Source organism: Ureibacillus yapensis (assembly GCF_003515775.1).
GTDB classification, from domain to species: Bacteria; Bacillota; Bacilli; order Bacillales_A; family Planococcaceae; genus Ureibacillus; species Ureibacillus yapensis.
The window spans coordinates 487,967-514,851 of the sequence record NZ_QWEI01000001.1 but is presented as its reverse complement, the minus strand read 5'-3'; the positions used below and the strand labels follow the sequence as shown (position 1 = coordinate 514,851).

The 26,885-nt window shown below is 42.2% G+C and carries 24 protein-coding genes and 1 other annotated feature; all 24 genes read left to right on the top strand.

Annotated features, from left to right (window positions below; genetic code table 11):
• Positions 1-14: 14 nt before the first annotated feature.
• A complete protein-coding gene (gene ftsA, locus D1B33_RS02455; protein WP_118875198.1) occupies positions 15-1,307 on the top strand; it encodes a cell division protein FtsA in 1,293 nt (430 codons plus the stop codon).
• A 32-nt stretch (positions 1,308-1,339) separates the two neighbouring features.
• Complete coding sequence (ftsZ, locus tag D1B33_RS02450; protein ID WP_118874742.1) at positions 1,340-2,512, top strand: cell division protein FtsZ; 1,173 nt, start codon at positions 1,340-1,342, stop codon at positions 2,510-2,512.
• A 323-nt stretch (positions 2,513-2,835) separates the two neighbouring features.
• Positions 2,836-3,660, top strand: coding sequence for a sigma-E processing peptidase SpoIIGA (locus tag D1B33_RS02445; RefSeq protein WP_118874741.1), 825 nt, complete (start codon positions 2,836-2,838; stop codon positions 3,658-3,660).
• 247 nt (positions 3,661-3,907) lie between these two features.
• Positions 3,908-4,615 carry an RNA polymerase sporulation sigma factor SigE gene (sigE, locus tag D1B33_RS02440; RefSeq protein WP_118874740.1) on the top strand — a complete coding sequence of 236 codons (708 nt, stop codon included), beginning with the start codon at positions 3,908-3,910 and terminating at the stop codon, positions 4,613-4,615.
• 590 nt (positions 4,616-5,205) lie between these two features.
• Entirely contained in the window at positions 5,206-5,988 is a 783-nt protein-coding gene (sigG, locus tag D1B33_RS02430; protein WP_118874738.1) for an RNA polymerase sporulation sigma factor SigG, read from the top strand.
• A 102-nt stretch (positions 5,989-6,090) separates the two neighbouring features.
• On the top strand, positions 6,091-6,327 hold the full coding sequence (locus D1B33_RS02425; protein WP_118874737.1) for a PRC-barrel domain-containing protein: 237 nt from the start codon (positions 6,091-6,093) through the stop codon (positions 6,325-6,327).
• 77 nt (positions 6,328-6,404) lie between these two features.
• On the top strand, positions 6,405-7,073 hold the full coding sequence (locus tag D1B33_RS02420) for a YggS family pyridoxal phosphate-dependent enzyme (RefSeq protein WP_118874736.1): 669 nt from the start codon (positions 6,405-6,407) through the stop codon (positions 7,071-7,073).
• Positions 7,074-7,089: 16 nt separating this feature from the next.
• Positions 7,090-7,566 (top strand): cell division protein SepF, encoded by a 477-nt coding sequence (locus D1B33_RS02415; protein ID WP_118874735.1) that lies wholly within the window; start codon positions 7,090-7,092, stop codon positions 7,564-7,566.
• A gap of 110 nt (positions 7,567-7,676) precedes the next feature.
• Positions 7,677-7,949 (top strand): YggT family protein, encoded by a 273-nt coding sequence (locus D1B33_RS02410; protein WP_118874734.1) that lies wholly within the window; start codon positions 7,677-7,679, stop codon positions 7,947-7,949.
• A 93-nt stretch (positions 7,950-8,042) separates the two neighbouring features.
• On the top strand, positions 8,043-8,828 hold the full coding sequence (locus tag D1B33_RS02405; protein WP_118874733.1) for a YlmH family RNA-binding protein: 786 nt from the start codon (positions 8,043-8,045) through the stop codon (positions 8,826-8,828).
• A gap of 95 nt (positions 8,829-8,923) precedes the next feature.
• On the top strand, positions 8,924-9,475 hold the full coding sequence (locus D1B33_RS02400; protein ID WP_118874732.1) for a DivIVA domain-containing protein: 552 nt from the start codon (positions 8,924-8,926) through the stop codon (positions 9,473-9,475).
• Positions 9,476-9,666: 191 nt separating this feature from the next.
• Positions 9,667-9,913: a binding site (T-box leader), on the top strand.
• A gap of 85 nt (positions 9,914-9,998) precedes the next feature.
• Positions 9,999-12,758: an isoleucine--tRNA ligase gene (gene ileS, locus D1B33_RS02395; protein WP_118874731.1), complete on the top strand. Its 2,760-nt coding sequence runs from the start codon at positions 9,999-10,001 to the stop codon at positions 12,756-12,758.
• 138 nt (positions 12,759-12,896) lie between these two features.
• Positions 12,897-13,373: a signal peptidase II gene (lspA, locus tag D1B33_RS02390; protein ID WP_118874730.1), complete on the top strand. Its 477-nt coding sequence runs from the start codon at positions 12,897-12,899 to the stop codon at positions 13,371-13,373.
• Positions 13,373-14,284, top strand: a complete 912-nt coding sequence (locus D1B33_RS02385) for an RluA family pseudouridine synthase (protein WP_118874729.1) — start codon at positions 13,373-13,375, stop codon at positions 14,282-14,284. Before lspA ends, D1B33_RS02385 begins: the two co-directional genes overlap by 1 nt.
• A gap of 837 nt (positions 14,285-15,121) precedes the next feature.
• Complete coding sequence (gene pyrR, locus D1B33_RS02375; protein ID WP_118874727.1) at positions 15,122-15,664, top strand: bifunctional pyr operon transcriptional regulator/uracil phosphoribosyltransferase PyrR; 543 nt, start codon at positions 15,122-15,124, stop codon at positions 15,662-15,664.
• A 16-nt stretch (positions 15,665-15,680) separates the two neighbouring features.
• Positions 15,681-17,006: a solute carrier family 23 protein gene (locus D1B33_RS02370; RefSeq protein WP_118874726.1), complete on the top strand. Its 1,326-nt coding sequence runs from the start codon at positions 15,681-15,683 to the stop codon at positions 17,004-17,006.
• A 240-nt stretch (positions 17,007-17,246) separates the two neighbouring features.
• Complete coding sequence (locus D1B33_RS02365) at positions 17,247-18,122, top strand: aspartate carbamoyltransferase catalytic subunit (protein ID WP_118875197.1); 876 nt, start codon at positions 17,247-17,249, stop codon at positions 18,120-18,122.
• Positions 18,119-19,399, top strand: a complete 1,281-nt coding sequence (locus D1B33_RS02360; protein ID WP_407656679.1) for a dihydroorotase — start codon at positions 18,119-18,121, stop codon at positions 19,397-19,399. Before D1B33_RS02365 ends, D1B33_RS02360 begins: the two co-directional genes overlap by 4 nt.
• On the top strand, positions 19,399-20,499 hold the full coding sequence (locus D1B33_RS02355) for a carbamoyl phosphate synthase small subunit (protein ID WP_118874725.1): 1,101 nt from the start codon (positions 19,399-19,401) through the stop codon (positions 20,497-20,499). The genes D1B33_RS02360 and D1B33_RS02355 overlap by 1 nt, the downstream gene beginning before the upstream one ends.
• Positions 20,492-23,689, top strand: a complete 3,198-nt coding sequence (gene carB, locus D1B33_RS02350) for a carbamoyl-phosphate synthase large subunit (RefSeq protein WP_118874724.1) — start codon at positions 20,492-20,494, stop codon at positions 23,687-23,689. Before D1B33_RS02355 ends, carB begins: the two co-directional genes overlap by 8 nt.
• Positions 23,689-24,462, top strand: coding sequence for a dihydroorotate dehydrogenase electron transfer subunit (locus D1B33_RS02345; RefSeq protein ID WP_118874723.1), 774 nt, complete (start codon positions 23,689-23,691; stop codon positions 24,460-24,462). The genes carB and D1B33_RS02345 overlap by 1 nt, the downstream gene beginning before the upstream one ends.
• Positions 24,459-25,370 carry a dihydroorotate dehydrogenase gene (locus tag D1B33_RS02340; RefSeq protein ID WP_118874722.1) on the top strand — a complete coding sequence of 304 codons (912 nt, stop codon included), beginning with the start codon at positions 24,459-24,461 and terminating at the stop codon, positions 25,368-25,370. The genes D1B33_RS02345 and D1B33_RS02340 overlap by 4 nt, the downstream gene beginning before the upstream one ends.
• Entirely contained in the window at positions 25,371-26,078 is a 708-nt protein-coding gene (gene pyrF / locus D1B33_RS02335) for an orotidine-5'-phosphate decarboxylase (protein ID WP_118874721.1), read from the top strand.
• Positions 26,078-26,707 carry an orotate phosphoribosyltransferase gene (gene pyrE, locus D1B33_RS02330; protein WP_118874720.1) on the top strand — a complete coding sequence of 210 codons (630 nt, stop codon included), beginning with the start codon at positions 26,078-26,080 and terminating at the stop codon, positions 26,705-26,707. Before pyrF ends, pyrE begins: the two co-directional genes overlap by 1 nt.
• The last annotated feature ends 178 nt before the right edge of the window (positions 26,708-26,885 follow it).

Below are 26,885 nucleotides of genomic sequence, written 5' to 3'. Positions count from 1 at the left end.
GGAGGTGCGGAATGATGAATCATCAAGATATTTATATTTCACTAGATATCGGTTCATCTTCTATTAAAGTTTTGATAGGAGATATTACAAATAACCAACTCCATGTCATTGGCGTTGGCAATGTAAAATCAAATGGTATCCGAAAAGGCGCAATTGTTGATATAGATGCTACAGTACAATCCATTAAGAAAGCAATCGAACAAGCGGAACGTATGACTGGTATTAAAATAGAGGAAGTCGTACTAGGTATTCCAGCAAATCAAACTACTCTTCAGCCGGTAAAAGGTGTTGTCGCTGTCAATAGCGAAAACCGCGAAATCACGGATGAAGATCTAGACAGAGTCATCGAATCCGCACAAGTGATGTCCATTCCACCTGAACGGGAGCTTGTAAATTTGATTCCGCGTCAATTTATTGTTGATAATCTAGATGAAATCAAAGACCCTCGAGGGATGATTGGTATTCGTCTGGAGATGGATGCTACAATGATTACAACTTCAAAAACTTTGGTTCATAATGTGCTGCGATGTGTTGAGCGGGCAGGTTTAAGTATTAGGGAAATCTATTTGCAACCATTGGCTGCGGGTTTCTACGCTCTTACCGAAGACGAAAAAAACCAGGGGACAGCCTTCATAGATTTAGGTGGAGGTTCAACAACCATCGCTGTTTTTGAAGATGGCCTGCTTACAAAAACAGGAGTAATCGCGGTAGGTGGCGAACATATAACAAAAGATTTATCCATCGTACTGAAAACCCCTACTGAACAAGCAGAAATTATCAAAAAACAGTTTGGACATGCCTTTTATGAGGATGCTTCAGAGGAAGAAATCTTTGAAGTGCCGGTTTCCGGAACGGATGCAATGGATGAATACAGCCAAAAATTCATTTCGGAAATTATCGGGGTTCGTCTGGAAGAAATGTTTGAACTGATTTTAGACGAATTGGCTCGTTTAGGAGTGCGTGATTTGCCTGGCGGAGTGGTCCTTACAGGTGGGGTTGCACAATTAGAGGGAATTGCACAACTTGCACGCCAAGTTATGCAAACACGTGTAAGAATTTATACTCCGGATTATATAGGAGTTCGAGAGCCTGCTTTCACAACAGCTGTCGGTTTAATACGATATGCACATTTTGAGGATGAATTTTATAGTAGAAGTCCAAAACAAGCGCCTGCATATGCGTCTGTTGGTGCGGGAACAACTCCTCCTAAAAAACAATCTCATGCAGTAGAGAAAGAAAATAATCAACAAAACAAAACAAGCGTAATTAATAAAGCTAAAAAATTATTCGACAAGTTCTTTGAGTAAAATATATGATGAGCGTGGCAGGAGGAGAAACTATGTTAGAATTTGATACGAGTATTGACGAACTAGCTAAAATCAAGGTCATTGGTGTTGGCGGTGGTGGTAATAATGCTGTAAATAGAATGATTGAGCATGGTGTGCAAGGTGTAGACTTTATAGCGGTAAATACAGATGCACAGGCTCTGAATCTATCAAAAGCGGAGTATAAGTTACAGATTGGCAATAAGTTGACTAGAGGTCTTGGGGCTGGTGCAAACCCAGAGGTAGGAAAAAAAGCTGCCGAAGAGAGCCGTGAACAATTGGAAGAAGTTCTGCGTGGTGCTGACATGGTATTCGTTACTGCAGGAATGGGCGGCGGTACGGGAACAGGTGCTGCTCCGGTAATCGCTTCTATTGCCCGTGATTTAGGGTCATTGACTGTAGGTGTGGTCACACGTCCGTTCTCATTTGAGGGACGCAAACGCCAAACCCAGGCAATTGGCGGTATTGCGGCAATGAAAGAGGCAGTAGATACACTGATTGTGATCCCAAATGATAAATTATTGCAAATCGTTGATAAGAGCACTCCAATGCTTGAAGCTTTCCGTGAAGCGGATAACGTATTGCGTCAAGGGGTACAAGGGATTTCTGATTTAATTGCAACACCTGGTTTGATCAACCTGGACTTTGCCGATGTAAAAACCATCATGTCGGACAAAGGATCTGCTTTAATGGGAATCGGTATTGCCACAGGAGAAAACCGCGCTACGGAAGCAGCGAAAAAAGCAATTTCGAGTCCATTGCTTGAGACATCGATCGATGGAGCCAAAGGCGTAATCATGAATATCACAGGTGCTTCAAACCTAAGTTTATTTGAAGTGCAGGAAGCTGCAGATATTGTAGCATCTGCTTCTGATGAAGAAGTGAACATGATTTTCGGTTCTGTCATCAATGAAAACCTAAATGACGAAATTATTGTAACGGTTATCGCGACTGGCTTCTCTGATGATATTCTTACACAGCAACAACGCCAGACAAGCTCACGTCCAACGGGTACGATCCGTGGGGGTGGTAGTGGACAAGCTCAACCACAACAGCAAGCTCCAGTTCGTGAACGTGAACGTGTGCAAGAACAGCCAGTTCAACAAGAAACGCCAAGACAAGTTCAACACCAGCAAGATGATTTGCTGGATATCCCTACATTCTTACGTAATCGTCGCAACCGATAAGTCTATATTCGACAAAAAAGGAAGTGTCCCAAAGACACTTCCTTTTTCTGCGTCGAAAGCGAAGCGTCAGGCGCAAAAATCCTTTTTCTGCACCGAAAGCGCAGCGTCAGGCGCAAAAATCCCCTATGATGAAGCTCTCCATTTCTTGAAAAATACATAGAACATACAACTCATTGATTTATGAACTTACAAATCTTCTGTAAAACATGTCTAATTTCTTCAATTTATAAAAAATCTTGTCAAAAAGAAATCCATTATTCGAACGACGTTTTGACATATTCTTCAAACGAACGGTGTTACTCTAATTACAGGAGGACGTTGAAATGATTGGAGAATTACTCGTACTCTATAATACGTTATTTAATTATTTTTTATTGAAATTTACGCAAGAAATAACGGGATTATATGTTAAAAGGAGTAGATTGCTGCTTAGTGCGTTTTGCAGCGGACTCATCGCCAGCATTTTCTATCAGACATTAATAGGAGCATTACTAAGTTTTACGGTGTTAATCGGACTAGCATTTTCCTTTAAACTTCAGTCGCTGATCAAGCAAGGTACTGTACTGTTTTTAGCCAGCTTTTTTTTAGGCGGTGTATTAACAAGCTTACTGCCCTTTTTATTAAATCATTCGGATTTTACTTTTTTTCTTTTATGTACAGCCATTGCTTTTTTAAGCTTAACAGCGATTCACTCAAAATGGAAAAATATGATGCAATCAAAGATCCAGCTTTCATTTGTCGTAGATTGTGACCTCGTTTTATTTAAAAAAGCATTTCAGTTAAAAGGATTTATCGATACTGGAAATGAATGTACGGAACCAATGAGCGGAAAGCCGGTTCATTTTCTCTCCTATCAAGCAGTTTCAAAGGAGCTTCCTGAAGATTTTCATAAAGCGCTGCTGAGCTGGGATGAAAAAAATCCTTATCAACTCAAAATGTTCCCTGCGTATGTCTATCCAAAAGTACGAATCTTAACAATTTCAACCGTCCAACAAGAAAGGTCTACAGTACTTGCCTTTCGTTTTGAAAAACTGGTAATCAAAGGCACTACGACAAAAGAAATTTTTGATCAATATGTGGTCTTTACAAAACAGGATGCAAAATATCCGCAAGATGCACAAATGATTCTTCATGTTTTGGCGCTTTGATTTCATTCAGTGGAGCTTCTAAATTAGATGAATGGAAAAATCGATTCAATGATCGTTGGAAATCTGACTGAATGAAGTTAAGCCTCCGGCAAAATGCTACAGATTTTCAAAGGAAATTGATCGAGCTTGCTCGATAAAATCTGGGCGCACGGGTTTTGGCTGTGCCGAAAGCAAAGCGAGGCAAATTCGCCAAGCCGTATTTGATAGTGATGGTGCCTTCAAATTTATGCATAAAGGGGGAAAATGATTGTTTACTAAAATAATTGCCTTGATTAGAAAAATATTCAGTAAGTTTCGGCTAAAAGGAACCTACTATATAGGAGGACACGACTCATTGCCAGTACCATTGACTAGAGAAGAAGAGATAACAGTTATTGATGCCTTTATGAATGGAGATTTGAGAGCAAGAGATACATTAATTGAAAGAAACTTGCGTCTTGTTGTCTATATTGCAAGACGTTTTGATAATACGGGCACCCCGATTGAAGATTTAATCAGCATTGGATCGATTGGATTAATCAAGGCAATCGAAACATTTAATACCGAAAAGAATATTAAGTTGGCAACGTATGCATCCCGATGTATCGAGAATGAAATCCTGATGCATTTAAGAAAGACAAGCCGCATGAAAGGGGAAGTGTCCTTGGACGAACCTTTGAATTCCGATCCGGATGGAAATGAATTGCTGCTTTCGGATATTTTGGGGACGGAAGAACAAATTATCATGAATGATGTGGAAAAGAAAATCGAGCGGGCGACGATGTTCCAAGCAATCAATGGCTTAAGTGAACGCGAACGCTATATTATGGAATGCCGTTTCGGTTTGAATGGCAAACAAGAAATGACGCAAAAAGAAGTAGCCGATCATCTAGGCATTTCCCAAAGCTACATTTCACGTTTGGAAAAGAAAATCATATTAGATTTGCGTGAGCATCTAAACCAGCCAATTTCTTAAAGCGTAAGGAAGAATGTTAAACTGTTTTATAAGAATAAATTCAATTTGGAAGCGGGGGAAGTTAGCAGCCTCCGCTTTTTGGTGTCCAGTAAACTATGTGGGGCTGGGAGAGTTGCCTTCATTTTTATATTGTCCAGCTCCGGCGGCTAGCTCCTCGACAACTTCGAAAACCCCCGCGAGGACAAAAAGCGTCCTCTAGTGGCTTCCTCCGACGCACATGGACGTGCTAGTGCCGGCAATGCAACAGGACGTTGCGTTGTTGCCGGCCAGTTGTTGTAGGAGCTGGGCGAGCCGCCTTCGCATTTCTGGATGTCCAGCTGCGAACGCCAGCCCCTCGACAACTTCGGTACTGCCTAAAAGGGCAAAGAGCGCCCTTTTGTCAGTCCCTCCAGTTGTGTCGGGGCTAAACGGCGTTCTTCGCTTTTCTGGATGAAATTGGACGATTTCTTGATGCATATTCTTTTTTTTTCCGGACAAACTGAAAAAACAGTTCAGAGATAGAAGTGAAACTTCAGTCGGCATTTCCTGTCTCAATCGCATTAAGAGCCAGAAAATGCGGGGAAAAAACAGACAGTTCGGAGGAAAAGAAGATGGTTCGTACGAAAGTAGAACTTTGTGGTGTAGATACTGCTTCTTTGCCAGTGCTAAAACATGAAGAGATGAGAGAGCTGTTCGTTCGCTTACAAGCAGGGGAAGAATGGGTAAGAGATGAACTTGTATATTGCAATTTAAGGTTGGTATTAAGTATTGTCGGAAGATTTTCTTACCGTGGTGAGCAAGCAGACGACCTTTTCCAAGTAGGCTGCATTGGCTTATTGAAAGCAATTGATCATTTTGATTTGAAGCATAATGTACGATTTTCAACATATGCTGTACCAATGATCATTGGTGAAATCAGAAGACATTTGCGTGATCACCATGCTTTGCGTGTGTCCAGATCTTTGCGGGACATTGCCTATAAAGCTATGCAAGCAAAGGAGAAATTCATATCCGAGAATTTATATGAACCGACAATCGAACAACTGGCCGAAAGCATTGAAATGAAAAAGGAAGATGTTTTATACGCATTGGATGCCATTCAAGATCCATTATCATTGCAGGAGCCTATTTATTCCGATGGCGGCGATGCTGTCTATATTATGGATCAATTAAGAGATGATGATGTATCGGAAGACCAGTGGGTGGCATATGTTAGTGTAAAAGAAAGTATGCAAAAATTAGATGAACGCCAACAAATGATTTTATCCAAACGATTCTATTATGGCGAAACACAAACTGAAATTGCGAAATCACTCGGCATTTCCCAAGCGCAAATCTCTCGTCTAGAGAAAAATGCAATTGAGACAATGCAAAAAGACTATAAATTAGGGTAAAACTGCAGCGCACTTATTTTAAGTGCGCTTTTATTTTATAAAAGCGGAGGCGGCTCGCTTGCCTTCATTTAAAATAGCAACTTAAAACGAAAGGAGATTATATTGCGGTTTTCTGATGTGCAGCAAAAAGAGATTATTGAAGCGGGAAATGGGCGTTTTATTGGGTATATTGTAGATGCGGAGGTTAACGAGAAAACGGGAAACATTGAGGCATTTTTAGTCGCAGAACCAAAAAAGTTCATGTCGTTTATGCAAAATGAAGAACATGTTCGAAAAGTGCCGATTAATGACGTGCTCGTTGTCGGGAAAGATGTAATATTGATAAGAGAACTTTCTTAATACTAATCCTTTACATTGAAAATTACTATTTAGATTGATACAATAAAAGAAACTATTTAGGTAAAGTTGGGTTTAAATTGGCTAAAATCACTACAAACTTGCAAACAATTATGCACAAGATCGAACAAGCTAAAAACCGTGCAAACGCTAAACAAGAGATCAATATTATTGCTGTAACAAAATCGGTATCTATAGAAAGAACCGTGGAAGCAACCGAGGCTGGTCTCATCCACTTGGGTGAAAATCGTCCAGAAGGATTATTGGCAAAAAAAGGCGAAATAGGTAATAATGCAACATGGCATTACATTGGCACGTTGCAGTCAAGAAAAGTAAAACAGGTAATTAATGAAATCGATTACCTTCATTCGCTGGATCGTTTTAGTTTAGCAGAAGAAATCAATAAACGAGCGAACAAAACGATTAATTGCTTTGTACAGGCAAATGTGTCGGGTGAAGACTCCAAACATGGCCTTTCTGCCGAAGATGTGATTCCGTTTATTCAAAGTATGGAACAATTTGAACATATTCGAATTGTCGGCCTGATGACGATGGCTCCCAATACGGAAGATGAAACGATTATTCGCAACGTATTTAAAGAGTTAAAAAAAATGCAGCAAGAAGTTGTTAAGCTAAACTTGCCATATGCACCCTGCCATGAACTATCAATGGGTATGTCGAATGACTACGAAATTGCAGTTGAAGAAGGGGCAACATTTGTAAGAATCGGAACAGCTCTTGTTGGATAGAAATGAGGGATACGAGATGAGCATGAAAAATAAAATCAAAAATTTCTTTTACTTAGAGGAAGAAGATGAAGCAGTAGAAGCGCAAGTTCCAAGTAATACAGTTAACCTGCCGAGAGAACAAACTGTTGTAAAGTCGCGTCCCAAAAAGGAAAGAAAACTGGTAGAGGTTGAAACTCCTCAAGCTCAACCTCGTAATGTAGTCAGCCTACAAGCAGCTAATTCTATGAAAAATTCTAAAGTTGTTATTGTCGAGCCGCGTGTATATGCGGAAGCTCAAGATATTGCAGAGCACCTGAAAAATAAACGTGCCATTATCGTCAATTTGCAGCGCATTGATCGAGAAGCGGGAATTCGGATTATCGATTTTCTAAGCGGCACTGTGTATGCATTAGGTGGAGATATCCAGCGCATCGGAACGGACATTTTCTTATGCACACCGGAAAATGTAGAAGTATCCGGGGAAATCTCGAATTATCTATCCGAGGATTATTAACTTCATCTCCTTTCAGGAATGAAGTTATCCTCTCTTATGCATGTACATAATAAAAGATGTAAAAAAGAGATGAAATCGGAATTAAAAAGTAGAGAGGGTAATTTTTTTATATGAATTTATATTCCATCCTTACAGTAGTTACAATGGCATTCTCGATTTATTCGTTTATGCTGATTATTTATATTTTAATGTCGTGGGTTCCGGCAGCACAAGAATCCTCGTTTGGTCGTTTATTGGCCAAATTATGTGAACCATACCTTGGTTTTTTCAGAAAATTCATTCCGCCTATCGGAATGATCGATTTTTCACCCATCATTGCGATTTTATTGTTATCATTTATTGAGCGTGGTGTAAAAATCATTCTTATAAATCTTTTTGGTTAGTATCTATTTAAGGACAATCCCTACATCAGTAGGGTTTTTTTATATTTACATGGAAAGCTTAAACATAGTACTAGATAAAGCGAGGATTGCTTCATGGAGCACTTGATTCAGCATTTCAGAAAAGATGAACAAACATTTATAGAAAAAGTAGTTGGTTGGCAACGGGAAGTGGAAGATCGATTCGCGCCAAAATTAACAGATTTTCTTGATCCGCGGGAACGTTTTATCGTCTCATCGATCATCCATCAAAGCGAAGACCTTCAGACTACAGCTTATGGGGGCTTCCAGGAAGCGGAGCGGCAAAGAGTTATAATTTATCCGAGCTATTTTGAAGCGCAGTTGGACGACTTTCAAGTTGCTTTTTTCTCCATCAAATTTCCTTCCAAATTTGTTCAGCTAAAACATCCTGACGTATTGGGCGCATTGCTTTCTATGGGAATGGAGAGAAGTAAATATGGCGATATCCGGGTCGAGGACAATATTATACAATTTGCAGCGGCCGGGGAAGTGCAAGATTATATTATGGCCAACCTAACTTCCATCGGTAAAGCGAAAGTGCATGTCAAACCTTTAACCGAAACTGATCGTTTAATTACATTAAGTGAAGAATGGTTTGAGAAATCCTATACGGTTTCTTCCATGCGGCTGGATGTGATATTGGCAACCGTTGCCAATATTTCCCGTCAAAAATCGCAATCTTTAATCAAAGCCGGAAAAGTGAAAGTGAACTGGACGGTAAGGGAGGACGCATCCTTTGAAGTGCAGGAAGGGGATATTTTATCTGCCAGAGGCTTTGGACGGATCAAGATAATGATGACGGAAGGACGTACAAAAAAAGATAAAATCCGACTGCAGATAGGTCGATTAGAGCAAAAATAATAGCTAACTTGAAAATTTGCTAAATTTTGATGTCAAGAAACGACTGTGAATGTATAATAGAGTGAGATGTTTTTAAATAAGAAGGAGTGTTGACCATGCCATTATCACCTCTTGATATACATAACAAAGAATTTACGAGGGGCTTCCGCGGGTATGCAGAAGATGAAGTGAATGAATTTCTCGATCAGATTATTAAAGATTATGAAATAGTTCTTCGCGAGAAAAAGGAACTGGAAGATAAAATCAAAGTAATGGCCGAGCAAATGAGCCATTATAATACGCTGGAAGAGACGCTTCAAAAATCGATTGTGGTTGCACAGGAAGCGGCTGAAGAAGTACGCCGCAATTCCCAGCAAGAATCAAAATTGATTATAAAAGAAGCGGAAAAAAATGCAGACCGCATTTTAAACGAAGCATTGGGGAAAGCCCGGAGAATTGCCATTGAAATTGATGAATTGAAAAAACAATCCAAAGTATTCCGTAACCGGTTCAAAGTGTTGGTCGAAGCTCAATTGGATTTATTGAACACGGATGATTGGGATCACTTAATGGAATATAATGTAGGACTTACAGATATCCAAAAACACGCCAGAAAAGAACAAGATGACTTAGAATTATCGGAAGAAGAGTTAAATAATCTCTTATAATCACCGATTCACTTGACTAAATTTTTAGCTTTTCATATACTAATAAGAAAAGCGGAAGCGCCCTGTTTAGCCGCGACAAGCACTGGAAGGCCCGAATCGAAAGCATCTTTTTAGCTTTCGACCGAGGGACTGAAGTGACTCGAGCGGCTGGGCGCTGGAGCTGGACCAATTGGAGCAATAAACTAAATTAATAATGTGCATTGACGGAGACAGTATTTTTTGAAAGTGGCCAAAAGCGATTCGAGGATGGTGAAAGCTCGAACGAAGCATTCAGGAAGGAACATCACTCCCGAGCCAAATCACTGAACTAATAGGTGCTTGCCTATTGAACAGTAAGTGATTTCGTGAACACGACGTTACAGTGTCTAAGAGGCAATCAAACAACCTTTGATTGCAAATTAGGGTGGTACCGCGAGACTATAGCAACTCGTCCCTTTTCGGGATGATGTTGCTTTTTTTGTCCAGAAAAACGACACTTGGTATTGTTTTTATCAACAAAGTAAAATATAGGAGGAATTTTCAAATGGTAGAGTATAAAGATACCTTATTAATGCCGAAGACCGAATTTCCGATGCGTGGGAATTTACCGGCCAACGAACCCAAAACGCAAGCAAAATGGAATGAAATGGACATCAATGCGAAAGTGTTGGAGCGTACAAAAGATCGTCCGCATTTCGTTCTTCATGATGGTCCTCCATATGCCAACGGAGATATCCATATTGGCCACGCCTTGAATAAAGTAATTAAAGATATGATCAACCGCCATCGTTCCATGACGGGTTACTATGTGCCGTATGTTCCAGGCTGGGATACTCACGGTCTCCCAATCGAGCAAGCTTTGACAAATAAAGGCGTGAACCGCAAAGAAATGTCCATTGCAGAATTCCGCAAGCTTTGCGAGGAATATGCATATGAACAAATCGAAAACCAAAAAGGCCAATTCCGCCGCTTGGGCGTTCGCGGAGATTGGGAAAATCCGTATGTCACATTGCAGCCGGAATTCGAAGCTCGCCAAATTGAAGTATTTGGAAAAATGGCGGAAAAAGGCTATATCTATAAAGGGCTAAAACCGGTATATTGGTCGCCATCTTCAGAAACTGCATTGGCTGAAGCGGAAATCGAATACAAAGATGTAGAATCGTATTCCATTTATGTAGCGTTTGCTCTTAAGGATGCAAAAGGCGTTGTTCCTGAAAATGCAAAATTCATTATCTGGACGACGACTCCATGGACAATTCCCGCAAACCTAGGGATTTCCGTTAATCCGGAATTTACTTATACTGTTGTAGCAGCAAACAACGATCAATATATCGTGGCAAAAGACTTACTTGAAAAAGTAGCGGCTGAATTAGGATGGGAATCTTATGAAGTGGTTCAAGAAGTACAAGGTGCGAGCATGGACCGTTTAGTAGCGGAACACCCGATTTACAAACGCGATTCACTCGTTATGCTTGGCGACCATGTAACAACTGAAGCAGGTACGGGTTGTGTACACACAGCGCCTGGCCACGGTGAAGATGACTATCAAGTAAGTAAACGCTATGACCTGCCGATTTTAAGCCCAGTGGATAACCGCGGTTGTTATACAGATGAAGCACCTGGTTTCGAAGGGTTATTCTATGAAAAAGCAAACCCGGTAATGGTCGAAAAATTGCAAGAGTTAGGTGCATTGTTAAAAGTTTCGAAATTTGTGCACTCCTATCCACATGACTGGCGTACAAAAAAACCGGTTATTTTCCGTGCTACTCCACAATGGTTTGCATCGGTGGAAATGTTCCGTGATGAATTATTGCAAGCAGTACGCGATACGGAATTTACACCATCATGGGGCGAGACGCGTCTATACAACATGATACGCGACCGTGGGGACTGGGTAATTTCCCGTCAACGTGCTTGGGGTGTGCCAATTCCAATTTTCTATGCAGAAAATGGTGAGCCGATTATTACACCGGAAACAATTGCACACATCTCATCCTTGTTCCGCGAACATGGTTCAAACATTTGGTTCCAACGCGAAGCAAAAGAGCTCCTGCCTGAAGGCTTTACACATGAAGGTTCTCCAAACGGACTTTTCACAAAAGAAAATGACATTATGGACGTTTGGTTCGACTCGGGTTCTTCCCACCAAGGCGTGCTTGTTGAGCGCGGCATGAAATATCCAGCCGACCTTTACCTGGAAGGTTCGGACCAACATCGTGGATGGTTTAACTCTTCATTGATTACGTCTGTTGCGATTAATGGATACGCGCCTTATAAAGGGCTATTAACTCATGGATTCGTACTGGACGGCGAAGGGCGCAAAATGAGTAAGTCTTTGGGAAATGTCATCATTCCAGAAAAAGTAATGAACCAATATGGTGCGGATATCCTGCGTCTTTGGGTCGCTTCAGTCGATTATACTGGTGATGTTCGAATCTCGATGGATATGTTGAAGCAAATCTCGGAAGTATACCGTAAAATCCGCAATACGCTTCGTTTCTTGCATGGCAACGTTGCTGATTTTAATCCTAAAACTGATCGCGTTGCTTACAAAGATTTACGGGAAATGGATCAATACATGTACATGCGATTGCAGGATGTACTAAAATCTGTACGTCAAGCTTATGATCGTTACGAGTTTGCATCGGTTTACCATACGATTAATAACTTTGTGGCTGTTGAATTATCAGCATTCTATCTGGACGTAGCAAAAGATGTTGTATACATTGAATCCAAAAACAATCATGACCGTCGTGCAATGCAAACGGTTATGTATGACACATTGCTGACTTTGGTAAAAGTATTAACGCCAATCTTGCCTCATACGGCGGACGAATTATGGTCTTACTTAAACGAAGAAGAAGAATCTGTTCAATTAACAGACTTCCCGGAAGTTGACGAGCAAGACAACTTCCCAGAGCTTCGAGAAAAATGGGAAAAAGTGATTGAGGTTCGCAATGAAGTCCTAAAAGCCCTTGAAGAAGCACGTAATGCAAAAACAATCGGTAAATCGCTGGAGGCAAAAGTAACAATTTATGCGAATGAAGATGTGGAATCACTTCTTGCCGATCCAACGGTCAATTTTGCTCAAAGCTGCATCATTTCACAATTGGAAGTTATTTCGGATAAAGCAAAAGCGCCGGAAAAGGCACTTGTTTTAGAGAAAACTGCAATTGTGGTTGAAAAAGCTGACGGTGAAAAATGTGAACGTTGCTGGTCTTACTCTGAAAGTGTAGGCCAAACACCGGAGCACGCTACTCTATGCAATCGTTGTGCATCGGTTGTTGAAGCGGATTATCAATAATACACAATTCTCTTTGCATACAAAATGATGAAAAACAGATGGAGTCTGCTCTGGATTCTGTCTGTTTTTCTTTTTAGTAACGGTCTTGGTCGCGATTATGATAAAATGTGTAAGATATATACAAACGGGGGAAACACTATGTATAAATACTACGGTATAGCGGCATTTGTTGTTCTGCTTGACCAATGGACCAAGTGGCTGGTCGTAAAAAATATGGAATTGGGACAGCGTATTGCTATATGGGATCCATGGTTTGCACTCCTTTCACACCGTAATCGGGGTGCTGCGTGGGGAATGCTGCAAGGCCAAATGTGGATTTTTATCATTGTTACATTAGTCGTCATTGCGGGAATTATTTATTATTTCCATAAAGAAGCTAAAGGAAAACCTGCTTTTGCAATAAGTCTTATGATTCTCCTGGGTGGTGCCATTGGAAACTTTATTGATCGTCTTTTCAGAGGCGAAGTAGTGGATTTTTTCGATGTACTCATCCCGGTTATAAATTATCATTTCCCGATATTTAATATTGCCGATGCGGCGTTGACAATTTCTGTCATAATGTTAATTATCGTTATGCTCCTAGAAGAACGGAATGAAAAGAAAAAGGTGAAATAATGACAATCGTCACAATTACAATTGATTTAGAAAATGCAGGAGAGCGAATCGACAAAGCGCTTTCGACAATACAGGAAGATTGGTCCAGATCGCAAATATCTGCTTGGATTACGGATGGCATCGTGAAAGTAAACGGCGAAGCGGTAAAAGCGAAGTATAAGGTAAGAGAAGGCGACGTAATTGAGGTGGACGTGCCGGAACCGGAAAGTCTTGAAGTAATACCTGAAAACCTGGAGCTTGAAATTGTTTATGAAGACAAAGATGTTCTTGTCGTCAATAAACCAAAAGGAATGGTCGTTCATCCGGCGCCTGGCCATATGACGGGAACCCTGGTAAACGGATTGATGCACCATTGCAAGGATTTATCGGGAATTAATGGCGTATTAAGACCCGGAATTGTGCATCGGATTGATAAAGATACTTCCGGTTTACTGATGGTAGCCAAAAATGACCACGCCCACCATTCATTGGTGGAACAATTGGTGAATAAAACGGTTACGCGCAAATATACAGCTTTGGTTCACGGTCATATCGCACATGATAAGGGGACAATCGATGCACCGATTGCACGCGATCCAAAAGATCGCCAAAAGCAGGCGGTTGTGGACAACGGGAAGCATGCAGTCACTCATTTTCATGTGAAGGAGCGCCTTGGAAATTATACGCTTGTCGAATGCCGTCTGGAAACTGGACGCACACATCAAATTCGTGTTCATATGAATTATATTGGCTATCCGCTTGTTGGAGATCCGAAGTATGGTCCAAAGAAAACGATTGATTTTGGCGGCCAGGTTCTTCATGCAGGAGTACTTGGATTCATCCATCCAACATCAAAAGAATACCTGGAATTTGAAGTGCCGCTGCCTGATGATTTTGTGGCATTATTGGAACAAGTGAGAAGCGAAGCTTAAAAAAGCTTATTCACAATTTTGAAAGTAAAGTTGAATAGTATTGCAAACCCCCTGAATTGCTAAGCAAAATCAGGGGGTTTTTTGAAGATTTTTATTGCTGCAGATTGTTATAAAGGCGATATGAATCACCTCTATGTTGCCATAGAAAAAAATTTATAATGCAAAAGGAAAAACACAAGGCCTCTAATTTCCCATGGACGATCAATTTTTAATCCAAAGGGAAAATAGACGGCCTCTAATTGACCTTGCGTAAGCAAATTGCATTTCAAAGGTCAAATAGGGGGCTTCTAAATGCCTAACGTGAGCAGATTTGGCTTCAATGGGGAAATACAGCATCACCATTTTCCTATCCATATATATTTTTATACCTCTAAAGGTAATAAATAACGGTAATTCCAAGTTAATACTCAATTTCAATCCAAACTGCATAATAAATCTCTATTAAGCATTAAAATAAATTAATTTTCAAAACAAGGTTGACTTCACAAAATTAAAAGAATATACTTACAACAGTGAAAAACCTACGAGATAGGTATAAACTTACAATGAATTAGATAGATTCACCTTTAATGGCAGTCCAGAGAGGCTGAGAAGGTTGATGTTGAAATGTGTTATGGATTAGAAACTGTTCTAACGGAACAACAGATTTGACTGTTCCACTCCTTAGAATAGGTATCGCTGTATACTATTATGGCGAAATTTGTCCAAACATGTTTGATCGGATACGTTATTCCAACCTCTTGAGCGGATGCTTAGGAGGTTTTTATTTTGTCCAAAATAAGAATAACCCTCTAAAGAACTGCTTATGAAAAATTAATCGGGAAGGAGAAAATGAGAATGGGAAATATTACAGAGCTTTTGGATGCTCCTTCAATGAATCGCGTATTAACACGAATTGCCCATGAAATCATTGAGAGAAACAAAGGAATCGATGAATGTATCTTGGTCGGCATTAAAACACGCGGCGCCTATTTAGCAAGAAGGCTGGCAGAGAAGATTGAACAAATCGAAGGCAAGCCAATCCGCACCGGGGAACTGGATATCACTTTATACCGCGATGATTTAACGACAAAAAATAATGGGGAAGCGCTTGTTCAGCAAGTAGACATAGACTATGTTGTGGCCAACCAAAAAATCGTGCTTGTGGATGATGTTTTATATACCGGACGCACAGTACGGGCAGCATTGGATGCAGTGATGGATCTGGGTCGGCCGGCTCAAATCCAGCTGGCGGTTTTAGTGGACCGTGGACATCGGGAATTGCCGATTCGGGCAGATTATGTGGGGAAAAATATCCCGACTGCCGGGACGGAAAAAATCGTCGTTTGTTTAACTGAGGTAGACAAAGAAGATAACGTTACGATCCATAAATTGGATTAAAAAGAGGGGTAAAATTATGTCAAAAGCGGTTCTGGACATTCATGATAAACCAACAACTGGCCAACTGATCACACTAAGTTTTCAACATATGTTCGCAATGTTCGGTTCAACCATTCTAGTGCCAACATTGGTTGGCCTAAGCCCGTCAATCGCCCTATTATCGAGCGGGATTGCCACAATACTATTTTTGCTGATTACTCAATTTAAAGTACCGGCCTACCTTGGTTCATCTTTCGCTTTTATTGCACCAATCATTACCGTCGCGGGATTGAATGAAGCAGGCGTTGCCGTTAACCCAGGAAACGCAATGATTGGCGCAATGGCGGTCGGTGTGGTGTACGCCATCGTTTCCTTGATAATCTGGAAAACAGGTTATCAATGGCTGATGCGATTATTGCCGCCAATCGTCGTGGCGCCGGTAATTATTGTGATCGGGCTTGGGCTTGCCGGAACTGCGGTGGATATGGCGATGAATATCTTCGTAGAACAAATCGATTCTGCAACTGGAACAGTACATACTGTAAAGCAGTATAGTGGTCTGCACTTCTCGGCTGCACTTGTGACATTGTTTGCAGCCATCATCTTTAATGTGTACTTCAAAAATATATTGAGCGCAATGCCGATTTTGCTTGGACTTGTCGTTGGATATCTCTATTCTTGCATCATCGGAATCGTCGACTTTGGAGCTGTAAAAGATGCTGCATGGTTTGCAATGCCGGAATTTCTGATACCTGGTGTTGATTATGAGCTGAAAATTACATCAACCATCCTGCTTGCGATGGTACCGATTGTCATCGTAACGATTTCCGAACATATTGGCCACCAACTTGTGCTAGGGAAAGTGGTAAACCGCAATTACATAAAAGATCCAGGCTTGCATCGCTCATTGCTTGGAGATGGGCTTGGCACCTTCGTCAGCGCCATAATCGGCGGTCCGCCAAAAACAACATACGGCGAAAATATCGGCGTGCTGGCCATCACGAAAGTGTATTCGGTCTATGTGATTGGTGGAGCGGCAGTACTGGCCATTATCGTCTCTTTCTTCGGAAAAGTAATGGCAATTATTAATACAATCCCGACAGCGGTTCTTGGCGGCATTTCCATCCTATTATTCGGGATTATTGCCTCGAGTGGTTTGCGAATGTTTGTTGAAAACAAAACGGATTTCGGAAATAACCGCAACATGGTCATCGCTTCCGTTATTTTGGTAGTAGGGATCGGTGGGGCAAAAATTGCCATCGGCGACTCGTTTGAAATCTCAGGCATGGCGCTTGCAGCAATTATAGGTGTCTTGATGAACATCCTATTGCCCGGAAAAGATAAAGCGAATATAGAAGAATAATATGAAAAGACCTTTTTAAAGAATTGTCCAGAGAGGCAAAGAAGGGGCATAGAAAGCAAAGTACGAAGTCAATTTTTCTGTACTTTAGCTTGTTATACCTCCTAGCCTCGCGAATCTAGTTTTGCGAGGCATTTTTTCTAAGAATTTACCATCGGGCTAGACTGAAAAGTCCCAAACTTCTGAATATAATTTCAAAGAAGAAGCGTATTAGGAGGAAAAACAATGACAAATTTATTAACGATGAGAAATCTATTATCTATGGAACACTTAACGAATGATGATGTGATGATGATTATTGAAAGAGCTGCCCAATTTGAAGCGGGTGAACTTCCAGCGTTAGCGAAATCCTATCAGGTAGCAAATCTATTTTTTGAACCGAGCACTAGAACAAAAACTAGTTTTGAAATGGCTGAAAGAAATATAGGCTGCACTGTTATCCCGTTTGATACTGATTTTTCCAGCATGATCAAGGGAGAAACGCTGTATGACACAGTCAAAACGTTACAGATGATCGGAATGGATGCAGTCGTGATTCGCGCAAAGGAAGAGGAGTATTATAAGGAGCTGCTTACAGGGATTGATGTGGCAATCATAAATGGCGGAGATGGAACTGGACAGCATCCTTCCCAAAGCTTGCTGGACTTATACACAATATACAAAGAATTCGGCTCTTTCGAGGGATTGAATGTGACAATTGCTGGGGATATAACCCACAGTCGTGTAGCCAAATCAAATGCCACTGCCCTGAAACGCTTGGGCGTTAATGTACGTTTTTTATGTCCATCGGAATGGTCGGGTGAGTTTGAAGCGCATCACTCTTGGGATGGACTGCTTGAAGATAGTGATGTCGTCATGCTGCTGAGAGTACAACATGAACGTCATTGTGCGGACGAATGCTTTTCCAAAGAAGGCTACCATGAACAATACGGAATGACATTTGAACGTGAAGCAAGAATGAAGAAAAATGCCATTATTATGCATCCGGCACCGGTGAACCGCGATGTAGAGATTGCATCGGGACTTGTTGAATGTGAACGTTCAAGAATTTTTGAACAAGTGCGGAACGGCGTTTTTGTCCGAATGGCAATTTTGGAGACCATCCTGAAAGGAAGATGAGCCTGATGAAATTTATAAAGAATGTAAAGATGCTTAATGAGCAAAGTGAATTGATCGAAACAACCGTAACCATTGTAGATGGCCGCATTGAAGCGCTTGGCGCAAAACAGCCAGATGCAGCCGAAATAATTGACGGAAAAGGCCATTTGCTGTCACCAGGATTTGTCGACCTGCATGTTCATTTGCGAGAGCCCGGTTTTGAGCATAAGGAAACAATCGAAACAGGTACAGCTTCCGCAGCAAAAGGCGGTTTCACTACAATTTGCGCCATGCCAAATACAAAACCGGTACCGGATTCGATTGTCAATCTAAAATATATCAATAGTTTAATAGAAAAAAGTGCAAAAGTACGTGTGCTGCCTTATGGATCTTTAACAGTCGCGCAATCCGGAGATGAACGAACAAACTTGGCAGCTTTAAAAGAACACGGTGCTGTTGCCTTTTCGGATGATGGAGTCGGCATTCAGCTTGCATCGACAATGTACGAACAAATGCAGGATGCAGCAAAGCTGGACATGGTGGTTGTAGCACATTGCGAGGATAATTCATTAATATATAATGGCGTCATGCATGAAGGAAAACGCAACAAAGAACTTGGTCTCCCGGGCATTCCATCCATTTGCGAATCGGTGCAAATTGCAAGGGACGTCCTATTGGCTGAAAGTGCAGGAGCCCGTTATCACGTTTGCCACGTTTCCTCAAAAGAGTCCGTTCGAGCAGTAAGAGATGCAAAAGCGGCAGGGATTCGTGTCACGGCAGAGGTTTGTCCGCACCATCTCCTTTTGGAGGAAATGGACATCCCGAGTGATGATGCAAACTGGAAAATGAACCCGCCTTTACGTGCCGCTGATGATAAAGATTCATTGCATGCAGCGCTTCTGGATGGAACGATTGATTGCATCGCAACGGACCATGCCCCACATACGGAGGAAGAAAAATGCTGCGGCATGGTTGGGGCGCCGTTTGGGATCGTTGGTTTTGAAACGGCATTTCCGCTGTTATATACACACTTTGTTGAAACAGGAAAATGGACTTTGAAGCAGTTGATCGATTGGATGGCCATCAAACCGGCGCAAATCTTTAACCTTCCATATGGAAAGATTGAAGTAGGCGCTGCCGCTGATTTAGTCTTAATCGACTTGAGCAAAGAACAAACTGTCAACCCGGAAAGTTTTGAGTCAAAAGGACGCAACACGCCGTTTACAGGATGGAAGGCAAAAGGTTGGCCGGTATTAACTATGGTAGAAGGACGCATTGTTTACGAGGAGGCAAAATAATGAAAAAACGACAACTGATTTTGGAAGATGGCACAGTATTCAATGGCTACGCTTTTGGAAGCGAAAGAGCATCGCAAGGTGAAGTAGTATTTACAACGGGAATGACTGGATATCAGGAAACCTTATCCGATCCATCCTTTTACGGACAAATTGTTACATTCACATATCCTTTAATCGGTAACTATGGCATTAACCGCGACGATTTCGAATCGATATCCCCGGCTATTCGCGGAATGGTTTGTCGTGAACTGGCAAAAGAGCCTTCCAATTTCCGCAGCGATCTTTCATTGCACGATTACCTGGTTTCGCAGGATATCCCCGGCATTGAAGGAATCGATACTCGTAAACTAACTCGGATTATTCGTTCCAAAGGTGCTGTAAAAGCGATGCTGACAGCAGCAGATGAAGAAGCGAATATAGACGAAATAGCAGCAATATTACAAGCAACCCCACTCATTGCAAATCATGTAAAAGAAGTTTCGCCAAAAGCGGCATATCCAAGTCCAGGCCGAGGAAAACGCGTAGTGTTAATCGATTTTGGCATGAAGCATGGTATTTTAAGAGAATTAAATAAACGCGATTGTGACGTACTGGTTGTCCCTTACAATACATCTGCGGAACAAATTTTGGCATGGCACCCAGACGGCATTATGCTATCCAACGGACCTGGGGACCCGGCAGATGTAACGGAAGGAATTGAAACAATCCGCAATTTAATCGGAAAAGTCCCAATTTTCGGTATATGCCTGGGCCACCAATTATTTGCGTTAGCTAGCGGTGCGAAAAGCTTTAAGCTTCCGTTCGGCCATCGCGGCGCAAATCACCCGGTAAAAGACTTGCGTACTGGCCGTACTGAATTGACTTCACAAAACCATGGCTATGCAATCGATGAAAAATCGCTGGAAGGCACTGACCTGGAAGTAACGCATGTGGCGTTGAATGATGGGACAATCGAAGGCCTGCGCCATAAAAAGTATCCAATATTTACGGTACAGTACCATCCGGAAGCATCACCCGGCCCGGAAGATTCCAACCACTTATTTGATGAGTTTATTGAATTAATGGAAATTGAAGCAAAGGAAGGGAAACAACATGCCTAAACGTACTGACATTGAAACTATTTTAGTAATCGGATCTGGTCCAATCATTATCGGGCAAGCTGCGGAATTTGACTATGCAGGCACACAAGCTTGTTTGTCTCTAAAAGAGGAAGGTTATCGAGTAATTCTCATCAACTCAAACCCTGCCACAATCATGACAGATACTCAAATAGCTGACAAAGTATACCTTGAACCGATTTCCTTGGAATTTGTTTCCCGCATTCTGCGCAAAGAACGACCAGATGCAATCCTTCCGACATTGGGCGGGCAAACTGGCTTGAATATGGCGATTGAACTAGATAATTCAGGAATTTTGGAAGAACTGGGCATCGAAATATTGGGTACAAAACTGGATGCGATTCATAAAGCGGAAGACCGTGATTTGTTCCGTAACCTCATGTATGAACTTGGCGCTCCTGTGCCGGAATCCGATATCATTCATAATTTGGATGAAGCACGAAGCTTTGTTAAAAAAATTGGTTATCCTGTAATCGTGCGTCCTGCATTCACGCTTGGAGGAACAGGCGGCGGTATTTGCCACAACGATCAGGAGTTGGAAGAAATCGTAGCTAGCGGCTTGAAATATAGCCCAGTAACGCAATGTCTCCTTGAGAAATCCATTGCAGGGTTTAAAGAAATCGAATATGAAGTCATGCGCGATTCAATCGATAATGCCATCGTAGTATGCAATATGGAAAACTTCGACCCAGTAGGAATCCATACAGGGGATTCCATTGTTGTCGCTCCTTCACAAACTTTATCCGACCGGGAATACCAAATGCTGCGCAATATTTCGCTTGATATTATCCGCGCACTGAAAATTGAAGGTGGATGCAACGTACAGCTGGCGCTGGATCCATATAGCTTCAATTATTATGTAATCGAAGTAAACCCGCGTGTATCCCGTTCTTCGGCATTGGCATCAAAAGCGACGGGTTACCCAATTGCAAAATTGGCGGCGAAAATTGCGGTAGGCTTGACGTTGGATGAAATTATCAATCCGGTAACCGGTTCTACTTATGCAGACTTTGAGCCGGCGCTAGACTATATCGTTGCAAAAATTCCACGTTGGCCATTCGATAAATTCGAGTCGGCAAAACGTAATCTAGGAACACAAATGAAGGCAACCGGGGAAGTAATGGCGCTTGGCCGCACATTTGAAGAGGCGATTTTAAAAGCGGTACGATCCCTTGAAACGGGCCATTCACACATCGAGCTGAAACATCCAGAAGACAATAGCGATACATGGGTTGAAAAGCGAATTCGCAAAGCGGGAGATGAACGATTATTCTTCATTGGCGAAGCGATGCGGCGCGGTGTATCAATCGAAAAAATCCATGAGTGGTCTCAGATTGACTTATGGTTCCTAAATAAACTGCAAAACATTATCAACATGGAAACAACATTAGCCCAAAATGTAAATAATGCAGATATTTTACGACAAGCAAAACGAATGGGCTTTGCAGATAAAAAAATCGCCGAAATCTGGAACACAACTGCGAAAGAAGTATATGACTATCGCAAAGCACAAAACATCATTCCAGTTTACAAAATGGTGGATACTTGTGCAGCAGAATTCGAATCGACAACGCCATACTTCTATGGCACATATGAAGAGGAAAATGAATCAATCGTCACGGAAAAGCAATCAGTGATCGTGTTGGGTTCGGGTCCGATCCGCATCGGCCAAGGGGTGGAGTTCGACTATGCAACGGTTCACTCTGTATGGGCCATTCAGGAAGCAGGTTATGAAGCAATCATCATAAACTCCAACCCAGAGACGGTTTCAACGGACTTCTCCATTTCCGACAAATTATACTTCGAGCCACTGACGATTGAAGATGTGATGCACATCATCGACCTTGAAAAGCCGATTGGTGTGGTGGTTCAATTCGGCGGGCAAACAGCGATCAACTTGGCTGATAAATTAGCTGCAAACGGTGTGAAAATCTTGGGAACAAGCTTGGAAGATATCGACCGTGCCGAAAACCGCGATAAATTCGAGCAAGCGCTGCATCAATTAGGCATCCCACAGCCAGCAGGAGAAACAGCAGTATCAACTGATGAGGCACTGAAAATCGGCAAAAAACTTGGCTTCCCGGTACTGGTTCGTCCTTCCTACGTACTTGGCGGACGTGCAATGGAAATCGTTTATAACGAAGAAGAATTAAAACATTATATGGAAAATGCCGTGGAAGCTTCTCCTGACCACCCGGTATTGGTAGACCGTTACCTAACTGGCCAGGAAATCGAAGTGGATGCAATCAGCGATGGTGAAAATGTATTGATCCCGGGTATTATGGAACACATAGAACGTGCTGGTGTTCACTCAGGGGACTCTATATCCGTCTACCCGCCGCAAAAACTAACGGAACAGCAAAAAGCGACACTCGTGGACTATACTACTCGCCTTGCCAAAGGATTAAACATCATCGGTCTTATGAACATTCAATATGTCCTATCAAAAGGCGAAATCTTTGTGATTGAAGTGAACCCGCGTTCAAGCCGAACAGTGCCATTCTTAAGTAAAATCACAAATATTCCGATGGCAAACATTGCAACAAAAGCAATTCTTGGACAGTCGATTGTCGATCAAGGCTACGAAACAGGTCTTGCAAAGGAACAAAAAGGGGTATTCGTGAAAGTACCGGTATTCAGCTTCGCAAAACTGCGCCGCGTGGATATCACATTAGGCCCTGAAATGAAATCAACAGGGGAAGTAATGGGGAAAGATGCAACATTTGAAAAAGCATTATACAAAGGCTTTGTTGCAGCAGGCATGGAAATTAAAACGCACGGAACGGTCTTGTTTACAGTTTCGGATAAAGATAAAGAAGAAGCAATCGCGTTGGCGAAACGTTTCAACACGGTTGGATACCGCATCATGGCAACTGAGGGAACAGCGAAAGCATTCGCAGAAGCCGGTGTACATGCAGATGTAGTCGGAAAAATCGGTGCAAAAGAAAAAACATTGCTTGAAGTCATCCAGAATGGAGAAGCTCAACTTGTGGTGAATACTTTAACAAAAGGAAAACAGCCAGCTCGCGATGGCTTCCGAATTCGCCGTGAATCGGTGGAAAATGGCGTGCCTTGTTTAACTTCACTGGATACAGCTGAAGCGATGCTGGAAGTAATCGAATCAATGACATTTACGGCAGAAGAAATGCCAAAAGCGGAGGTATTTCATTAATGATTCAACAAGAACGAATGATTGTCGTTCGTCAAAGTGAAATTGCTCAACATATATTTGAACTAACATTGCAAGGTCAAATTGTTCAGGACATGGCTCCTGGACAATTTGTCCATATACGTGTGTCAGACAGCTTTGAGCCACTTCTTAGACGACCGTTAAGTATCGCAAATATTGACAAGGAAGCCGGAGAAGCAACGATCATCTACCGTGCGGAAGGCAGAGGGACAGAAATCCTTTCAACAAAACAAATTGGAGATGAAGTGGATGTTCTTGGTCCGCTGGGAAATGGATTTCCCGTAGACGCGGCACCTGAAGGAGGAACGGTTCTGCTCGTCGGGGGCGGAATCGGTGTACCGCCGCTATATGAACTTTCGAAAGTTTTAAACGCCCGCGGCATTCGTACTATTCAAGTATTTGGCTTTGCAACGGAAGATGTTGCTTTTTATGAAGAGCAGTTTTCCACTTTGGGAGACACTCATTTTGTTACAGTGGACGGTACGAATGGAACAAAAGGGTTTGTAACGGATTTGCTGGAAGAGCTTAAGCCGGAATTTGACCTGTTTTACGCTTGTGGGCCGCTTCCGATGCTTAGGGCGTTGGAACGTTTTTATCCGGAAAAGCCGGGATATTTATCATTTGAAGAACGAATGGGCTGCGGAATTGGTGCCTGTTTTGCCTGTGTATGCAAGACAACGGAAGCAACAGACCAGGATTATGTAAAAGTATGTTCGGACGGACCCGTTTTCCCGAAAGGAGTAATACAACTATGAGTCACTTAAGTATTCAACTCCCAGGGTTGGAATTAAAAAACCCAATTATGCCGGCATCGGGCTGCTTTGGTTTTGGCAAAGAATATGGAAAACTTTATGATTTATCAAAGCTTGGTGCCATTATGATAAAAGCAACAACGGTTGAAACGCGGTTTGGCAATCCTACGCCGCGCGTTGCTGAAACGCCTGCGGGTATGCTCAATGCCATCGGGCTTCAGAATCCGGGCTTGGAGAAAGTAATGAAAAACGAGCTGCCCTACCTGGAGCAATTCGATGTTCCCATTATTGCAAATGTTGCCGGAACAATCACGGAAGATTATGTAGAGGTAGCGGATAAAATTTCAGCCGCGCCCAATGTAAAAGCGTTGGAATTAAACATCTCCTGTCCAAATGTCAAGCATGGCGGCATTACGTTTGGGACAGATCCGGTCATTGCCCGCGAGTTGGTGGAAGCAGTGAAAAAGGTTTCCAAAGTGCCAGTGTATGTCAAGCTTTCCCCGAACGTAACAGATATCGTCGAAATTGCAAAAGCCGTTGAAGCCGGCGGGGCAGATGGCATTACCATGATCAATACTTTGATCGGAATGCGCTTGGATGAGCGAACAGGCAAACCGGTTATCGCCAATGGTACCGGGGGGCTGTCCGGACCAGCCGTAAAACCGGTTGCCATACGCATGGTTTATGAAGTCTATAAAGCGGTAAAGATACCAATTATCGGGATGGGCGGCGTATCGAATGCCCAGGATGTTATCGAGTTTATGTCGGCGGGCGCTTCTGCGGTGGCAGTCGGGACTGCAAACTTTGTAGATCCTTTTGTTTGTCCGAAGATTATTGAAGAATTGCCGGAGAAACTGGATCGGCTCGGAGTTAAGTATGTAAAGGAAATCATCGGAAGGAGCCACCGGTAAATGAACAATAAACCAATCATTGCACTGGATTTCCCTGGTGAAACAGAAGTATTCCAATTTCTTGGCTATTTTAATGAATCGTTGTTCGTCAAAATCGGCATGGAATTGTATTTGCAAGAAGGACCGGCCATTGTTCAAAAAGTAAAAGAACAAGGCCATGATATTTTCCTTGATTTGAAGCTTCATGACATCCCGAATACGGTAAAATCGGCGATGAAAGGCTTGGCCCGATTGGGTGTGGACCTGGTCAATGTCCATGCGGCAGGCGGCATCAGAATGATGGAAGGTGCTCTTGAAGGGTTGGAAGCAGGAACATCAGCCGGCAACAATAGAGCAAAGTTAATTGCTGTTACGCAACTAACGTCCACGACGGAAGAAGAAATGAAAAATGAACAAAAAATCAATTTATCCCTACTGGATTCTGTTCTGCATTACGCAGCAATATCGAAACAAGCAGGGCTCGATGGTGTGGTATGTTCCGTGCATGAAGCGGGGAAAATCGGCGAGACTTGCGGACAAGAGTTTCTCCGTGTAACACCCGGCATTCGCTTGGCTGGCGGTGCGGCCCATGACCAAAAACGAATCGCGACTCCAGATGGCGCACGTGCGGATGGTTCATCGCTGATTGTTGTTGGCCGTGCGATTACGGGCGCGCAAGATCCAGTGGCAGCATATAAAGAAGTTTGCGAATTATGGGGGGAACAATAATGTCAGTACAAAAAGAAATCGCACTTGGAATGTTAAAAGTAGGCGCTGTTGAATTAAATGTTTCGGAATTATTTACTTGGGCTTCCGGCATAAAATCGCCTATCTACTGCGACACGCGTTTAACGATCTCGGATCCGATTATCCGCAAAACGATTGCGAGCGGCCTTGCCCAAAATATCAAAGAATTTTTCCCCAAAACGGAAATCGTAGCGGGAACTGCAACAGCGGGAATTCCACACGCTGCCTGGGTAGCGGATCTTCTGGAATTGCCGATGGTGTATGTTCGTTCAAAAGCAAAAGGACATGGACGCGGAAACCAGATTGAAGGGAAATACCAGGAAGGGCAGAAAGTGATTGTCGTCGAAGACATCGTATCAACGGGCGGTTCCTCCATTACGGCAGTAGAAGCATTGCGTACGGCAGGTTGTGAAGTAGTGGGAGTAGTGTGCGTGTATACATATAATTTACCAAGAGCAGAACAAGCTTTTGAAGAAGCAGGTATAAAATATGTAAGTCTCACAAACTTTGACGTTTTAATAGAAGCCGCAATTGAAACGGGCGCCATCAAAACAGAAGACATTCCGTTTCTTAAAGAATGGCATGAAAAGCTTAAAGCGGGAACAGTTTAATATCAAGGTTTTAATTGCATCGTAATTTAATAAGTTATAAAAACTTTTATTTTTGCTTGTAGACTAAGTCAATATTAACTTTGTCTACAAGCTTTTTTATTAAATGCCGGAAATCCCCTTCTACGAAAAATCGAGTAAATAAGACAAAATCATTTTAAAACCTATTAACGTTTAGTAA

Excerpts from the sequence above, each read along its gene's own strand:
- ftsA (WP_118875198.1), top strand. The coding sequence starts at position 15 with ATGAATCATCAAGATATTTATATTTCACTAGATATCGGTTCATCTTCT.
- ftsZ (WP_118874742.1), top strand. The coding sequence starts at position 1,340 with ATGTTAGAATTTGATACGAGTATTGACGAACTAGCTAAAATCAAGGTC.
- D1B33_RS02445 (WP_118874741.1), top strand. The coding sequence starts at position 2,836 with ATGATTGGAGAATTACTCGTACTCTATAATACGTTATTTAATTATTTT.
- sigG (WP_118874738.1), top strand. The coding sequence starts at position 5,206 with ATGGTTCGTACGAAAGTAGAACTTTGTGGTGTAGATACTGCTTCTTTG.
- D1B33_RS02415 (WP_118874735.1), top strand. The coding sequence starts at position 7,090 with ATGAGCATGAAAAATAAAATCAAAAATTTCTTTTACTTAGAGGAAGAA.
- D1B33_RS02410 (WP_118874734.1), top strand. The coding sequence starts at position 7,677 with ATGAATTTATATTCCATCCTTACAGTAGTTACAATGGCATTCTCGATT.
- D1B33_RS02405 (WP_118874733.1), top strand. The coding sequence starts at position 8,043 with ATGGAGCACTTGATTCAGCATTTCAGAAAAGATGAACAAACATTTATA.
- D1B33_RS02400 (WP_118874732.1), top strand. The coding sequence starts at position 8,924 with ATGCCATTATCACCTCTTGATATACATAACAAAGAATTTACGAGGGGC.
- ileS (WP_118874731.1), top strand. The coding sequence starts at position 9,999 with ATGGTAGAGTATAAAGATACCTTATTAATGCCGAAGACCGAATTTCCG.
- lspA (WP_118874730.1), top strand. The coding sequence starts at position 12,897 with ATGTATAAATACTACGGTATAGCGGCATTTGTTGTTCTGCTTGACCAA.
- D1B33_RS02385 (WP_118874729.1), top strand. The coding sequence starts at position 13,373 with ATGACAATCGTCACAATTACAATTGATTTAGAAAATGCAGGAGAGCGA.
- pyrR (WP_118874727.1), top strand. The coding sequence starts at position 15,122 with ATGGGAAATATTACAGAGCTTTTGGATGCTCCTTCAATGAATCGCGTA.
- D1B33_RS02370 (WP_118874726.1), top strand. The coding sequence starts at position 15,681 with ATGTCAAAAGCGGTTCTGGACATTCATGATAAACCAACAACTGGCCAA.
- D1B33_RS02365 (WP_118875197.1), top strand. The coding sequence starts at position 17,247 with ATGAGAAATCTATTATCTATGGAACACTTAACGAATGATGATGTGATG.
- D1B33_RS02360 (WP_407656679.1), top strand. The coding sequence starts at position 18,119 with ATGAGCCTGATGAAATTTATAAAGAATGTAAAGATGCTTAATGAGCAA.
- D1B33_RS02355 (WP_118874725.1), top strand. The coding sequence starts at position 19,399 with ATGAAAAAACGACAACTGATTTTGGAAGATGGCACAGTATTCAATGGC.
- carB (WP_118874724.1), top strand. The coding sequence starts at position 20,492 with ATGCCTAAACGTACTGACATTGAAACTATTTTAGTAATCGGATCTGGT.
- D1B33_RS02345 (WP_118874723.1), top strand. The coding sequence starts at position 23,689 with ATGATTCAACAAGAACGAATGATTGTCGTTCGTCAAAGTGAAATTGCT.
- D1B33_RS02340 (WP_118874722.1), top strand. The coding sequence starts at position 24,459 with ATGAGTCACTTAAGTATTCAACTCCCAGGGTTGGAATTAAAAAACCCA.
- pyrF (WP_118874721.1), top strand. The coding sequence starts at position 25,371 with ATGAACAATAAACCAATCATTGCACTGGATTTCCCTGGTGAAACAGAA.
- pyrE (WP_118874720.1), top strand. The coding sequence starts at position 26,078 with ATGTCAGTACAAAAAGAAATCGCACTTGGAATGTTAAAAGTAGGCGCT.